The 15186-nt window shown below is 63.0% G+C and carries 10 protein-coding genes; 6 read left to right on the forward strand and 4 right to left on the reverse strand.

Annotation, left to right across the window (positions count from 1 at the left end):
• Positions 1-33 precede the first annotated feature (33 nt).
• From LB577_RS15995 to amrB, 5 genes are all read left to right on the forward strand, one after another.
• Entirely contained in the window at positions 34-2235 is a 2202-nt protein-coding gene (locus LB577_RS15995) for a caspase family protein (protein ID WP_224687425.1), read from the forward strand.
• 194 nt (positions 2236-2429) lie between these two features.
• Positions 2430-2750 carry a hypothetical protein gene (locus LB577_RS16000; RefSeq protein WP_013892960.1) on the forward strand — a complete coding sequence of 107 codons (321 nt, stop codon included), beginning with the start codon at positions 2430-2432 and terminating at the stop codon, positions 2748-2750.
• Complete coding sequence (locus LB577_RS16005; RefSeq protein WP_224687426.1) at positions 2747-3454, forward strand: hypothetical protein; 708 nt, start codon at positions 2747-2749, stop codon at positions 3452-3454. Before LB577_RS16000 ends, LB577_RS16005 begins: the two co-directional genes overlap by 4 nt.
• Positions 3451-6483 carry a caspase family protein gene (locus LB577_RS16010; protein ID WP_224687427.1) on the forward strand — a complete coding sequence of 1011 codons (3033 nt, stop codon included), beginning with the start codon at positions 3451-3453 and terminating at the stop codon, positions 6481-6483. The genes LB577_RS16005 and LB577_RS16010 overlap by 4 nt, the downstream gene beginning before the upstream one ends.
• On the forward strand, positions 6480-8159 hold the full coding sequence (gene amrB / locus LB577_RS16015; RefSeq protein WP_224687428.1) for an AmmeMemoRadiSam system protein B: 1680 nt from the start codon (positions 6480-6482) through the stop codon (positions 8157-8159). The genes LB577_RS16010 and amrB overlap by 4 nt, the downstream gene beginning before the upstream one ends.
• Positions 8160-8224: 65 nt before the next feature.
• Here amrB and LB577_RS16020 read toward each other — a convergent pair whose 3' ends face one another.
• Positions 8225-10057 carry an MORN repeat-containing protein gene (locus LB577_RS16020; protein ID WP_224687429.1) on the reverse strand — a complete coding sequence of 611 codons (1833 nt, stop codon included), beginning with the start codon at positions 10055-10057 and terminating at the stop codon, positions 8225-8227.
• Between the two features lie 146 nt (positions 10058-10203).
• Positions 10204-11292 (reverse strand): trypsin-like serine peptidase, encoded by a 1089-nt coding sequence (locus tag LB577_RS16025; protein ID WP_023764008.1) that lies wholly within the window; start codon positions 11290-11292, stop codon positions 10204-10206.
• Between the two features lie 400 nt (positions 11293-11692).
• Here LB577_RS16025 and LB577_RS16030 point away from each other — a divergent pair, with 400 nt between their 5' ends.
• The gene (locus LB577_RS16030) at positions 11693-12790 is read left to right on the forward strand and encodes a S1 family serine peptidase (protein ID WP_224687430.1); all 1098 of its coding nucleotides are present in this window, start codon (positions 11693-11695) and stop codon (positions 12788-12790) included.
• Between the two features lie 68 nt (positions 12791-12858).
• Here the strand turns inward: LB577_RS16030 and mgrA are convergent, their stop codons facing one another.
• Entirely contained in the window at positions 12859-13905 is a 1047-nt protein-coding gene (mgrA, locus tag LB577_RS16035; protein ID WP_023764006.1) for an L-glyceraldehyde 3-phosphate reductase, read from the reverse strand.
• A gap of 132 nt (positions 13906-14037) precedes the next feature.
• Positions 14038-15180 (reverse strand): Gfo/Idh/MocA family protein, encoded by a 1143-nt coding sequence (locus LB577_RS16040; RefSeq protein ID WP_224687431.1) that lies wholly within the window; start codon positions 15178-15180, stop codon positions 14038-14040.
• Positions 15181-15186 lie beyond the last annotated feature (6 nt).

Consider the following 15186-nt stretch of genomic DNA (forward strand, 5'->3'; position numbering starts at 1 on the left):
CTTGGGAAATTCGATCGGGCTTGGGGAAGCAATATGATCAAATTGACACGCCGGACGCTGCTTGTCGGCACGTCGGCGCTGATGGCGGTCGGTACGGTGCCGTTCCGGGCGCTAGCCGCATCGCGCACCTATCATGCGCTGCTGGTGGCATGCACTGAATATCCTGCCCTGCCCCAGAGGAACTGGCTGATCGGGCCGAAGAACGATGCCGGCCTTGTTCACGAATATCTTCTCAAGAACGTGCCCGATCCGGTGCGGTTCGCGCCCGAAAACGTCACGCTGCTCGCCAAGGACGTGCCCGGCGCCAAGGGCTTGCCGACCCATGCGGCGATCAAGGCCGCGCTCGCCGATCTTGCCGAGAAAGTGCAGCGCGACGATTTCGTCTATCTGCATCTGTCCGGTCACGGCGCCCAGCAGCCTGCGAGAGTCAAGGGCGACGAGACCGATGGGCTCGATGAGATCTTCCTGCCTGTCGACATCGACAAGTGGATCAATCGCGATGCCGGCGTGCCCAACGCGCTGGTCGACAATGAGATTGGCGACGCGCTGGACGCCATCCGCGACAAGGGCGCCTTCGTCTGGGCGGTGTTCGACTGCTGCCATTCCGGCACTGCGACACGCGCCGTCGAAGTCAATGACGAACTGGAGCGCAAGGTCGAGTTCGCCGATCTGGTCGGCGGCGACGAAGCAGCCCGGGCGGCAGCCGTCAAGACCTATGAGGACACGGTCGCAAGCGCCTCGCGCGGCCTCGACGAAAATGGCGCGCGCAAGCCCGCCTTCAACCTGACGCCGACCGGCGGCGAACCGATCGCCAAGGGCAAGCTGGTCGCCTTCTACGCCGCACAGACGGTGGAGACGACGCCGGAGATGCCGCTGCCCAAGGGCACCGCGGATGCACCGCGCTTCGGCCTGTTCACCTTCACCATCCTGTCGAAACTGGCCGAGAACCCCAACATCACCTATCGCCAGCTTGGCCAGGCCGTGCTGCAGCAATATTCGGCCGACAGCCGCACCCGGCCGACGCCGCTGTTCGAGGGCGAACTCGACGCGCGCGTCTTCGGCACCGACAAGACGGACGCAGTCATGCAATGGCCTGTAGCCGTCAAGGACGGTGAGGCGACGATCGGCGCCGGCCTGCTGCACCGCCTGACCCCCGGCAGCAAGCTCGCCATCCTGCCCTCGGCGCTGTCGTCGCTGTCGGATGCCGTCGGCTATCTCGAAGTGCAGTCGGCAAAGAACCTGGAAAGCCGCGTCAAGCCAGTCGAGTTCGACAAGAAGCCGGCGCTGAAGCTGGCCGACATTCCAGCCAACGCCTATGCGCGGGTGGCGGAGATCGCCGTCGACTACAGGCTCACTGTCGCGCGGCCTGCCGCGATCAAGGGACTTGAGAAGGAAACCGCTCTCGTCAATTCGGTTCTCGACGAGTTGGCCACGGCCAAGGAAACCGGCTTCAACATCGAGCTGGTCGATCCGGGCAAGAGCGCCGAGCTGCGTTTCGCAGTGATGCGCGAGAACGCCGTTGCCGGTGCCGCCAAGGACGCGACCGACAAGCCGGCGCTGTGGTTCCTGCCGGCGTCGGGCGACGTGACCCTGAAGGACGGCAGCAAGCCGCCGCTGATCATGATCTACCCGGACGATCGCCAGAAACTGGTCGACGCGACCACCAGGAATTTGCGCACCATCTTCCGGGCCACCGGACTTTCGCGACTGGCGGCGGCCTCCGACTACAAGCCCGAGGATGTCGACGTCCAGTTCCAGGTCAAGCGCGGCGACAGGGAGGGGCTCGAGCCGTTGCAGGCTTCGGTGGTTCCCCGCGTCTCACCGGGCGACGAGGTGCATGTGCTGGCCAGGAATAGCTCGGACCAGCTGGTCGACATCAACGTGCTTTACGTCGGCAGCGACTATTCGATCACCCACATCGTTGCCGAGCGCCTCGCGCCGCAGGCCACGCTGGAGGAAGGATTGCTGGCCTTCACCGACACCAGTTTCGGCATGGAGCGGATGATCGCGGTGCTGACCGAGGCGCCACCGGAGAGCGAGAAGGAGGATCTGAGCTTCCTGGCGCAGGACGGCGTCGCGTCGATGACGCGCGGCCTTGGCGCCGCCAGCTTCTCCGACATGCTCGCCGATATCGGCATGGCGCCGCCGACCCGCTCGGTGATGCGGCTTGCCGACAAGAGCGGCCCGAAAGGGGCGGTGATGATCTTTCCGATGGAGACGGTGCCGCGCGCCTGAAACTCCGGCGCCAGGGCCGCGCGGCCCTGTTGCGCCAGCCCTTGCGAGCCTGCCCTTGCGCGCTTGGCGCGATATGAGAACATTCCCGGCCGCAGCCAAAGGGTGAGCGGCTGATGAAACAGATAGGATCGGTCTTGAGGAACAGTGTTTTTTCCTGGCGTGGAGCGGTTGCCGGACTTGCCGGTGGCCTGTTCATGATCGCCAATGCCTCGGCGCAGGACACTTGCGGCCTCTGTGCCAAGCAGGTGGTCATCAATTCGGAACTGGCAACCTGCTTCCTCGATCAATACGACCAGTTCGCCAAAACCAGCAGTGACGCGGTCGTGGTCGATCTCTCGAGTTGCGCCTCGCGCGGCGTGGTCGAAGCGTTGCCCTCGCCGAGCAAGGCGCCGGCGGAGCCGGACGTGCAGTTCATGGTTTCGCGCCCGCAGCTGGCATGTCTGAAAAAGCAGCTTGAAGCGCCGGGCGTGGTGCTCGATCCCTCCGCCACCATCGAATTGGACAACTGCAAATGAAAAAGCCGGGGGGCACGACAAAGCAGATACAGGTGGCCGCGACCACCAAGGCGACGGCTGCGACGCAGACGCTTCCTGAAACCACCGAAGGTTTCCCCTGGCCGAGCAGCCATGAGATCAAGAAGGAAAGCAATCCGTTCACCGACCGCGACTGGCGTATGCTGGTTTACGCCTGGTCGGGAATGCTGGTGCGCTTTGCCATCATCTTCACTTTGGCATTCTCGGTCTACCAGTTCCTGGCCAACCAGGAGCAGAAGCGCGTCGAACAGACCATGTCGCTGGTCGAACTCTGGGAAACCAAGGACTACCAGCAGGCGCAGCGGGCGCTGAAGGATCGTCTCGCTGCCCTCAACGCCAAATACGACAATCTGCTCAGTGCAAATCCCTCGCCGACCGAGGAGCAGGTGTTCCGGCAGCGCATCGGCATCGAGGCGATGAGCGCCTCGGGGGGTGACATGCCGCTTGCCGATTTCAACGAAAATTTCGACCGCATCGTCTATTTCCTCAACCGCCTGTCCTTCTGCGTCGACGGCGACCTGTGTTCGCGCAAAGTGACCGATGCCTATTTCCACGATTATGCCGTCTCGTTCTGGAGTTACTTTGCCGGCTATGTCGACAAGCAGCGCAAGGCGGGTTCACCGACTTTCGCCATGGCCATCGAAGCCTATGTGCGCAATGGGCAGCTCGCTGCTGAAGCCAAATGACGGTGGGAAAAGCGGGCTTCCACCTTATGCGCGCCTGTCGCTGGCTGGCCGTGGCTGGAGCCCTGGTTTCCGCCTCGATCGCCCGCGCCGAGGACGTCCCCGATTTCCACCTCGACCTCGACACCGGCGGGCACAGCGCCCAAGTCACCGACCTTGCCTTCACGCCCGACGGCGAAGACATCGTCTCGGCGTCCGACGACAAGACCATCCGCATCTGGGACTGGCAGAGCGGCGTGACGCTGCGCACCATCCGCGGCTATCTCGGCAATGGCAGCGATGGCAAGATCTTCGCGGTCGCGGTTTCGCCGGATGGCAAGACGATCGCCGCCGGCGGCTATTTCGGCGCCAGCCTCGGCGACAAGCCGCCCTATGGCGACGTCAGGCTGTTCGACTTTGCCACCGGCAAGATGAAGGCCGTGCTCAAGGCCGCCGACTACGCGACCTATGATCTCGCCTTCTCCCCCGACGGCAAGACCCTGGCTGCCGGTGGTGGCGACGGCATGGTCTATCTCTGGCGGCCCGACGATACATCGGTGACCGGCTGGACGCTGGACAAGAAGCTCGACGCCGATTCCTGGCACATCGACAAGCTGGCCTTCGCCGCCGAGGGAACGCGCCTGGCGGCGGCCACCACCGACAATGGCATCCGGCTCTGGGATGTCGCCAAGGGCGAGGAGATCGCCTTGCCGGCCGAGGCGGAACAATTGAGGGACATCAGCGTCCAGGCGCTGGCCGCCTCGCTGGACGGCAGCCTGTTTGCCACCGGCAGCAAGGACGGACAGGTCCAGCTCTGGCGCGCGGCCGACGGCACGCTGGCGCGCACCATGCCGAAGCAGGATTTCCTGATCGGTTCGCTGACCTTCGCCAAGGGTTCGCGGCTGGTCGTCTCCTGCGGCTATCGCTGCGCCGACAAGCATCGTTCCACCGTCTGGAACACCGACAACGGCCAGAAGCTGCTCGACTACTCCGGTCACGACGGCACCGTCTACGCCAGCGCCGCCAACGCAGACGGCTCGCTGGTGGCGACCGCAGGCGGCACGCGCAACGCCATCCAGGTCTGGGATACGGCCACTGGCGAACACAAGGCATTGCTGCAGGGCTTGGGCGAGCCGGTGACATCAGTCGGCATCGATGCAGCGCACGGCGTCATCGCCTGGGGCAACGCCAACCCCTGCCCCGATCGCGTGGCCTGCCCGGAAAAGCAGGGCACGTTGAGCAACGCGCTGATATTGCCGACCACCGAGCGTTTCTTCGACGACCCGCAGCCGCTGACGGAACCGGGCTCGTTTGCCCGCGCCGTGCTGGCCGACGAACACTGGTCGCTACGTGCCGCCACGGGTGGCAAGGACGCGCTGGAAAATGCGGTGCTGGAGATACTTCATGACGGCAAGATGGTGCGCTCGATCGAGAACGATGCAACCGACGGCTTTGTCCATTCCGCCTTCACCCTGATCGATGACGGGCTTGGCCTGATCACCGGCGGCAATGACGGCGCGCTGCTGGAATACAAGGCCGCGACCGCCAGGGTCTCCGGCGAATTCATCGGCCACACCGGCGAAATCAACGCCATGGCCGCCTCGCAGAAAGCCGGCCTGCTGGTCACCGGGAGCGCCGACCAGACGCTCAGGCTCTGGAACCTGAAGACCCACGAACTGATCGTGTCGATGTTCTTTGCCGGCCCGCAATGGATCGCCTGGATGCCGCAAGGCTATTACTATTCCTCCGACGAGGGCGACAAGCTGATCGGCTGGCAGGTCAACCAGGGCCGCGACCACGAAGGCCGTTTCATCCGCGCCGGCCAGTTGAAGAAATATCTCTGGAGCCCCGAAATGGTGCGCCGCGCCATCATCCTGCGCAGCGCCAGACAGGCGGTCGAGGAGATGCGGCCGGGCGTCGATAACGAGCTGCAAAAGCTTTTGCAGCGCAAGCCGCCGGAATTCGGCATCCGTCTCGCCGAAGACCAGAGCAAGGTCCGCGACGGCTATGTCGCTGTCGAGATCACTGGCGCCAGGGAGGCCGGAACCGATGTCTCCGGCTTCTCGATCCTGTCGAACAGCCGCAACGTCGGGGACCTCACCGCGCGCTCGGTGGACGGCAACAGCACCATCATCGAGATACCGGTCGAGGACGGAAAAAACACTATCCGCATCACCGGCACCAACGAATATGGCTATTTGACCGAGCGCAGCGTCACGGCGCTGGCGAGGAAGACCGAGAAGGTCGAGGCCAAGGGCAAGCTCTATGTCGCGGTGATCGGTGTCGACAAATATCCGTTCCTGACCGACGCCTGCTCCGGCCACGCCTGCGACCTGCGCTACCCCGTCGATGACGCCACCGAATTCCTCAAGGTCATTGCGCAGAAATCGGCGCCGCTGTTCTCGTCCATGGAGACGCTGGTTTTGATCAACCGCGAAGCGCTCGACGAAGCCCCCGACAAAGCCAAGCAGACCTACAACGTCGCCAGCGCCGACACCGTCATGGAGCCCGATTCGGATACGATCGACGACCAGCTCGCCGATTTCCTCGACAGGCCTGGCGAGCACGACACCACCATCATCTTCGTTGCCGGCCACGGCATCAACATCGACGAGGACTATTATTTCATCCCGACCGACGGCCGCAAACAGGATGCCGAGCGCTGGAAGCGCTCCTCGCTGGTCGATTGGTCCGACATCCAGAAATCGGTCGAACGGGCCAAGGGCATGCGCTTCATGCTGCTCGACACCTGTCACGCTGCCAACGCCTTCAACCCGCGCCTGGAGAAGGACGCGCAGGATGCGCGCATCGTCGTGTTCTCGGCCACCGCCGCCAACAACACCGCCGCCGAACTGCCCGAACTCGGCCACGGCGTCTTCACCTATTCGATCCTCGAGGGCCTGCGCGGCAAGGCGAGGACGTCGGACGGTGGCGTCACGCTGTTCGGCCTCGCCGATTTCATTTCGCGCGAGGTGGTGCGGCTGACCGCGTCGAAGCAGAAGCCGTTCTATTATGTCGGCGGCGTGGAAAACATCGTGTTGGCTGAGCCATGAGGCCGATCTTCCTAATCGTGCTCATAGCCCTGCTCCCCCTCCCCACCTTCGCCGCCCCAGTCGTCTGCCCGCCCGGCACCGAAAACTTCCCACTTTTCTATGACGACGCCACATTGTTCAAAAATGCCGTCGCCAACGTCGCCGATATCCAGCCATCCAACCAGCGGCTGACCGGCATCACGGTGCCGCATCATCTGCTCGCCGCTGATCTGGTGGCGCTCGGTTTCAGGGCAGCCTCCGGCTTCCGCTACAAGCGCATCGTCATCCTGTCGCCGGACCACTTCCACAAGACGCACAAGCTCTACGCCACCTCCGTGCGCGGCTTCGACACCGTGCTTGGCTCGGTTGCAGCCGACGCTGAAGCGGTGCGCCGGCTGGAGGCAAACAGCGACATGGTCGAGGAATCCTGCCTGTTCGACAAGGAACATGGCGTGCGGGCAACGCTGCCTTTCCTGCACCACTATTTCCCCGAGGCAAGCATCGTTCCGATAGCGATGTCGGTGAAGGCGAAGCGTGGCGACTGGGACAGGCTGGCGGAGGCGCTCAAAGCCATCGTCGACCAGGACACGCTGATCGTCGAATCCACCGACTTTTCGCATTATCTGCCGCAGCACGACTCCACGCGTTTCGACCAACAGTCCCTGAACATGCTGGCCGCCGGCTCGCTCGACGGCATAGCGGCGCTGCGCCAACCCGATCACGCCGATTCCGTCGGTGCGCTCTACATCCAGACCAGGCTGCAGCGCGAATTGTTCGGCGCCCAGCCGCTGGTTATCGCCAACGAGAATTCGCAGGAGCACACGTCGGATTATGTAGAGCGGACCACCAGCTACGTGGTGGCGCTGTTCGGTGCGTTCGGCCCCGGCTTCAACAACCCGGCACGGCCAAAGGACAGGATCTACTATCTTGCCGGTGACGTGAATTTCGGCCGCGCCATGAAGAAGATTTTGGTCCGCGACGGCATCGCCGACCGCATCGTCGACAGCGTCCTTTCGCTGACTGGATCGCGGCCGCTGATCGTCAATCTCGAAGGCGTCATCCTGCCCAACGTGCCGGAAGCGATCGACGACATGACGCTGGCGATGCCGGGGGGCCTCGCCCTCGACATGCTGAAGCGGCTAAATGTCGCCGGTGTCAGCCTCGCCAACAACCATGCCTACGATCTCGGCCCGTCAGGCTATGCCGAGACGCTGCGCGCCCTGGACGAAGCCGGCATCCCTCATGTCGGCCAGGGCGAAACGCTGGCGCTCGCCGATCTCGATCTTGTCGGCCTGACCGATATCGGCACCAACGGCTCGAAGAACACCGACCTGCTCACCCCTGCCCTGCTCGACCGGCTGCTGCATGAGAATGCAAAGCGGCCGGTGGTCGCCTTCGTCCACTGGGGCCGTGAGCACAAGACCGAGCCGTCGCCGCGCGAAGACATGCTGGCCGACGAGATGCGCCTGCGCGGCGTGTCGGCCATCGTCGGCGGCCATCCGCATGTGTCGAGCGAGGCGATCGTGCCGCTGGCCGGCGGCGATGTCGCGGAGGTTTATTCGCTCGGCAACTTCCTGTTCGACCAGAGCGCGCAACGCTCGTCGGGATCGATGCTTGAACTGCGCGTCTTCGCCCAGGGCACGATCTTCACCAGGCTCATTCCGCTGCCGAATTATTTCGAGATGGGCAGGAAATAGCACCTGTCCGATTAAGCTATGTTGAGATTCAGGTCAGGCCGGCCTCACCTGGATATCGACATACCTTAGCCGCAACCGACCATATCGCGCGGCAGATAGCACGCCGCCGGCTCGGTCATGGTCTCGAACAGCGACCGCTTCGGCTTGAAATAGAAGAAGGTCACCGGCTTGCTCTCGCGCACGCTGCCATCGGCGAAATGCGCCGCGATGCTGAAGCTGTGGATCGACGACATCGACGACCACATCTTCAGCCGCGCCGTGTAAGCGCTGATGCTCTTGTTGCCACGCACCGGCATGGCGATCGTGTAGTCATGCTTGCCGATCGGAAACTCGATGTTCTGGTAGCGCATCGCCTCCGGCGTGCCGCCGCCGCCATCGCCACATTCGGCCATCGATTCCGGAGTCTCAAAAACCGCCATGGTCACGGAGGTGCGGAACGGCTCGCTCTGCTGGTGGACGTGACCTTCGTCATCCGCCCAGGAATAATCGAACTTGCCGATAGCATTCAGCGTCATCGCCTGTTGCATGTTGCCGAGATAGTCGGCGACCTCGCCGAACTTGATCTTGTTGGTCAGTTGGCTGCGGCAGACATTGAGACTGTCGACCGAAGGACAGGGAAAGCGTCCGGTCTCGAGGCTCGCCGTATCGACGCCAGCCTCGGCGAGCACACTCTTGACCGACACGTCGACACCTTCGCCGAAACCGCCGATGTCCTTGGTGAACATGCGGCTTGGCTGGCCGGTTGGGTCGCCATCTTCGTTCACCGCTGTGAACTGGATCGACATCTTCATGTCCTTGGCATCGCCCCAGCCATTGTTGATAATCGAGAAATCCGGCCGGAAGCCGACACAGCCGAAATGCTCCGATATCGACAGCATCGGCTTGCGGTAGGCATCGCTCGACGCGACTTTCATTTCCAGGCTGTCGAGCTTGACTTTGGATTTGCCTGTCGTCTTGAGGTCGACCTCGGCGAAGGCCGGCGCATCGTCCCAGTCCTTGCTGCCAAAGACATTGCTGGTCGTGATCTGCCCGCTGCCGTTCCAGCTGTCATTGTCCTCATCTGCCTGCGGATAGATCGCAATGTCCTCGTCGCGTACCAAGTGCTGGTACTGCATGTCGGACTGCTGGGTCATGCGCTGATCGACCACGACACCGATCTCGACCTTGTCGGCGTCACCGCCACCGGCCTGCGCCTTGATGAGGCCGCCCACCCTGGCGTCGGCCAGAACGTCGGGGCGCGACCCGCCGACCTCCTTGCCCATCACCCATTGCGACGCGTAGACCGTGCCACCGGCGAGCCGGGTCCGGCCCCTGCCGTTTTTCAGTCCGTCGACAAACGAGCCAGCAAAAATCTCCCCGGTCGTTGACGACAGTTGACCCTCGCCATTCGCAATGCCGTCGACGAACCGGCCCTCGTAGCGGTTGCCGTCGGCGTCGATATGCATGCCCTTGCCGTTGAGTTCCCCGGCGAGCCAATGCCCTTCGAAAACCTCGCCCGACCGCAGTTCGAGCCGGCCTTGCCCGTCAAGCCGGCCGTTCCTGACATCACCGAGATAGCTGGAATAGATGGACTTGGGATCGTAGCTCGCCGAGCCTCGCACCCGCCAAACCAGCCTGCCCTTGCCATTGACGGTGCCGTCCTCGGCGATCGTCCGATCCGGCGATTGGCCTGCAGCCGGTTCCCAGACGAAATCGAGATTCTTCTCCGGATGGAAATCCCAAACGCGCACTGCCCTGCGCAACACCGAACGGGTATCGGCCTGATAGAGGATCTGTACCCGCTCCGCCCAGGCGCCGCCGGCAGGCGCGGCGGCCGGATCGGCGAAAGCCGGTGAAAGCATCAGCGCGCCCAGCATCGATGCGGCCGCGACCCCGAACACTGCCCTTGCCCGCGCCATCCCTTGAGCCCCCTGGACGCCCCAACCCCTTGTCCGATCGAAGCGTAGTCGGCGACCCGGCCCCGTGCAAGCGAAGCCGCATCAACCCAGGAAAAAGGCGGCGAGATCGACCCGCCGCCTTTTCCCGTGTCGTGAATGTGCAGCGATTATTTATACAGGCTGTTGATCCACTGGATGTTGGCGGCGTTCAGACGCACGGCGGTGTTCGCGTCGGGACTTTCCGCCACGTTGACGCCGGTGATGATGCGCTGCTTGGAGTTGTTGTCATAGGCATAGACCGAGCTGCCGCTCGACCCCGGGAACGTATCGCAGTCATACTGGAAATATTCCGGACCGATGTTTTCGGCATGCACTTCGCAGCTTGCCTTCCACATCGTGCCCATCGGCTTGTCGCCGGGATATCCGACGAGGTTGGCGGTGAAGTCGCCGAGATCGTCATAATTGGCATAGCCCAGCCAGCCCAAATTGGTGCCGACATCCTGCTTCAGCGTGACGATGCCGAGATCCCACGGGATGACCGAACCATAGTAGCCCTGGTAATTGTCGATGAAGCCCTGCAGCACATAGGCGCTTTCATAAGCGAAGGCGCCGAACGGCGCGTCGTCTGCCGTGCTGCCGTTGAGGCCCGGCACGAACAGATAGTCCGCCAACCAGTCCTTGTCCTCATGGCTGTAGAGGCAATGCGCCGCGGTGAGAACGGTGCGCGGACCGATCAGCGTTGCCGAGCAGCTGCCGAAGCCGGTCTTCGACTTGGCTTCGAGATAGCCGATCGCCGAGAACGGATAGGTCTTGGTGTTCTTGACCTGCACCCGATCGTCGGGGCCGAAAACCTGCCGCCCCGCTTCGCCTTCGCCAAGGTCCGGATCATCGGTCTCGCGCTGGGCCCCGTCCGCGCCATCCGCCGGCGCGTTCAGTTGCTTGATGATAAGCTCCCGCAGCGCCTCGCTTGGCTCGATCTTGATCTCCTTGCCATCGGCGGAACGCCCGACGATGCCATAGGATTTGACAGCCGTTGCCTCGTCGGCGAGCGGCGCGGCGCGGCTGTCTTCATCGGTCAGCTTGGGCGGTGCGATCGGCTTTGCCCGCCCAGGCGTGAAATCGCCCGAAGTCACGTCCCGCATGCTTTCGCCGTTGCCGGCACTGGCTGAGCCGGGGTCGGCAGCGAAAGCGGGGACCGTCCATATTGCAGTGGACAGCAATACGGACGCAATCATAGCGTTTGTCAGTTTTGTCATGGTGAGACTCTCCCAAAAGGCAGCAAGGACTGGACCAAAATACAGAAATATTGTCGAGATCGTGGTGGCGTCGAAAAATCAGCAAGCCTATCGGCGCGCAGGCCGGATCGTTATTTGCCATGGTCAATCTAAAGCCCCCGCCAAAATGACCCTACCCGATATACTGCCTAAAATAATCCTAGATTGGCAATGATAAATCGCTTCCACGTAGCCCGTGGGGGGCTATAGGATTTTGTGCGGGTTCTGCTCGCGGGCACGGTTAGCAAAAGTGGGATTCGGTTTTGTGACCGATCGCGCGCCGATTGAATGCGGCAAGTGATCGGATGTCCGAACCGGCACCGCCTCCTTGCACAATGCCCGGCGCCGGTCCGCGCGGGAAATTGTCTTAGGAGGGGTTCAGGTGCACATCACAAATCGGTTCGGGTCGATCGTTGCCGCTTCGCTGCTTGGCGTCGCCGCTGCCGTCACATTCATCAACACCGGCCAGGCGGGCGAAGGCAACGCAAGACCCGAAGCGGCTGTCTCGCCGATGAAACGCGTGACCGATGCCAGGGCAAAGGCCGCGGCGGAGAACCCCGACGGCGCCGACCGGGTCTACGGCGGCAACCAGGCCGAGAAGGGCGCCTATCCGTTCCAGGTCGCGTTGCTCACCACCGAGAGGCTGGACGAGAACCCGGCCTCCCAGGCCAACGCACAGTTCTGCGGCGGCAGCCTGATCGCGCCGCAATGGGTGCTGACGGCGGCACACTGTCTCAACGACAACGGCCAGCCAATCTCACCTGGCTCCGTTACCGTGCTGACCGGCGCCACCGAGCTCAGCGAAGGCAAGCGCCACAAGGTGGCTGAAGTCATCGTCAACGAGGGCTACAGCGAGCAGACGCTCGACAACGACCTCGGCCTGCTCCGGCTTGCCGAGCCGGCCGATGCGCCGGCCATCAAGGTCACCCATGACGCGACCCCCGAGGCCGGCAAGACCACGGTCACCGGCTGGGGCAAGATGCAGGACGGGACATTTCCGACCACGCTGATGGTCGCCGACCTCGACTTGCAACCCAACAGCGCCTGCAACACCGGCATCAAGGCCATCTATGCGCATGACCTGAAGGCTGCACTTGGCGATCTGTCCCATCGCATGCGCTATTCGGAAAAGGGTATCGACGCCGCCGCGAACGCGATCGCCGCCGACATGACGGATCCGCTGACCGGCAACATGATCTGCGCCGGCACGACCAGCGGCGTGCGTGACGCCTGCAATGGCGACAGCGGCGGCCCGCTGTTCATGGTCGGCGCCGACGGCCCGGTCCAGGTTGGCGTCGTCAGCTGGGGTGAAGGACCGGCGGACGGAAGTGCAGCCTGCGGCCATAAGGATGCCTACGGCATCTACACGCGGCTGGCCAACTACACCGGCTGGATCGAAGCCAAGATGAAGACCTCGGCGCCGGCGCCGGAAAAACCCAAGGCGGGACTAGGCACGGCCCAGAAGCCGAAAGCACCCTGACGCAGCGATAGCGCGCATAAAATGGCGGCGAGGCTCCCGCCATTTGGTTGCCGGCTTCATGCGCGCGCTTACTTCCTCGGCGGTCCTTTGCGCTCGGCGGAGGCCGCCCACAGGTTGATGTCGGACTCACGCGCGTAAGTATCGATCTCGGCCAATTCGGCATCGCTGAAGTCGAGCACCTTGAGCGCCCCGACACAGTCCTCGACCTGCTCCGGCCGGCTGGCGCCGATCAGCGCCGATGTCACCTTGCCCCTGCGCAGCACCCAGGCGAGCGCCATCTGCGCCAATGTCTGGCCGCGTTTGCCGGCGATCGCGTTGAGCGCCTTGATGTTGGCGATGGTGCGGTCGTTGATGAAGGCTGTCTTCAGCGACTTGCCCTGGGAGGCGCGGCTGCCCTCGGGGATGCCGCCAAGATACTTGTCGGTCAGCATGCCTTGCGCCAGCGGCGAGAACACGATGGAGCCGACGCCGAGCCCATCGAGCGTGTCGAGCAGGCCGTCATCCTCGACCCAGCGGTTGAGCATCGAATAACTCGGCTGGTGGATGACGCATGGCGTGCCGAGCTGCCGCAATATGTCGGCGGCTTCGCGGGTGCGCTGCGAATTGTAAGACGAGATGCCGGCATAGAGCGCCTTGCCCGAACGCACCGCATGGTCGAGTGCACCCATGGTTTCTTCCAGCGGCGTGTCGGGATCGAAGCGATGTGAATAGAAGATATCGACATAGTCGAGCCCCATCCGCTTCAGGCTCTGGTCAAGGCTGGCCAGCATGTATTTGCGCCCGCCCCATTCACCGTAGGGACCGGCCCACATTTCATAACCGGCCTTGGTCGAGATGATCAGCTCGTCGCGATAACCGGCGAAATCGGTGCGCAGGATTTCGCCGAAGGCGGTCTCGGCCGAGCCGGGCGGCGGGCCATAATTGTTGGCGAGGTCGAAATGGGTGATGCCGAGATCGAAGGCCTTGCGGGCGATCGCCTGCTTGGTCCTGTGCGGCGTGTCATTGCCGAAATTGTGCCACAGCCCGAGTGAGATCGCCGGCAGTTTGAGGCCGGACCGTCCGCAACGGTTGTAGATCATTTTCTCATAGCGGTTTTCGGCAGGGATGTAGGGCATGACGGGAATTCCTCGAATTTGAACAGAGCGAGCACGGTCATCGTCGCCTGATAACAGTGCCCGCGCCCCTCCTTACCCTCTCCCCGGCCGAACGGGGAGAGGGGTAAATCAAAATTATCGATAATCCTGCGCCTACTTTGTCTTCGCCAGCAATTCCTTGGCTGCCTTGACGCCAAGAGCGGCCGGCCGCTCACAAGTGGTCTGCATGGCGACGAATTTGCCGGTCTCGCCGGAGCGCAATATGCCGGTCATGACGTCGACGGCATGCAGCGCCAGTTCCATCGAGCAGCGGTGCGGCCGCCCTTCGGCGATTGCCAGCGCCATGTCGGCGAGGCCGGCGGTGCGGTAATTGGCCATCAGGCCCTGGCCGTGCATTTCGTTCGGAATGCCAAGTGGATGTTTCCACTTCGGCAGCTTCTTGACCGGCTTGCCCTCGGCGGTAAAGCGCACCTCGCCGCCGAAAAAGTTCGGATCCGGTACGAACACAGTCCCCGCTTCGCCATAGAGTTCCATCGGCGCGTGGCCGTGAGCCCAGACGTCCCAGCTGGTGTTCAGCGTCACCACGGCGCCATTCTCGAACTCCAGCAGGCCATGGATGGTGGTCGGCGTATTGACCGGGATTTTTTCGCCCGCGCGCGGCTTTGAGCTGATCGTCCGTTCCTTGGCCGGGGTTATTGCGAAGGCCGCCACCTGCTTCACCGGTCCGATCAACTGGATCAGATTGGTGATATAGTACGGCCCGATATCGAGCACCGGCCCAGCACCCGGCTGGAAGAAGAAGTCCGGATTGGGGTGCCAATGCTCCATGCCATGGCCCATGACGTGGCAGGTGCCGCTCGTGATCTTGCCAAGCTTTCCCCCGTCGATCAGTTCACGCACCAGCTGGTGCGCGCCGCCGAGGAAAGTGTCGGGTGCCGAGCCGATGCGCAGCCCCTTCTTTTCCGCCCGCGCCTTGAGGTCCAGGCCCTCTTTAAGCGACAGCACGAACGGCTTTTCCGAATAGACGTGCTTGCCGGCATCGAGCACCTGTTTCGACACCTCATAGTGCACGGCCGGTATCGTCAGGTTGACGACAATGTCGATGTCGTCGGCCTTGAGCAGGTTCTCGACGGTCTCGGCGCGCAGCTTGAACTCCTTCGCCCGCGCCTTGGCCACATCCATGTTTATGTCGGCGCATGCGCGCATCTCGATGCCGCGAAACAGCGGCGCCAGCGAAAAATACGCCTTCGAGATGTTCCCGCAGCCAATGACGCCAATACCCAATTTCTTTGCCATTATGAT

Source organism: Mesorhizobium sp. B283B1A (genome assembly GCF_020165735.1).
Taxonomy (GTDB): Bacteria; Pseudomonadota; Alphaproteobacteria; order Rhizobiales; family Rhizobiaceae; genus Mesorhizobium; species Mesorhizobium opportunistum.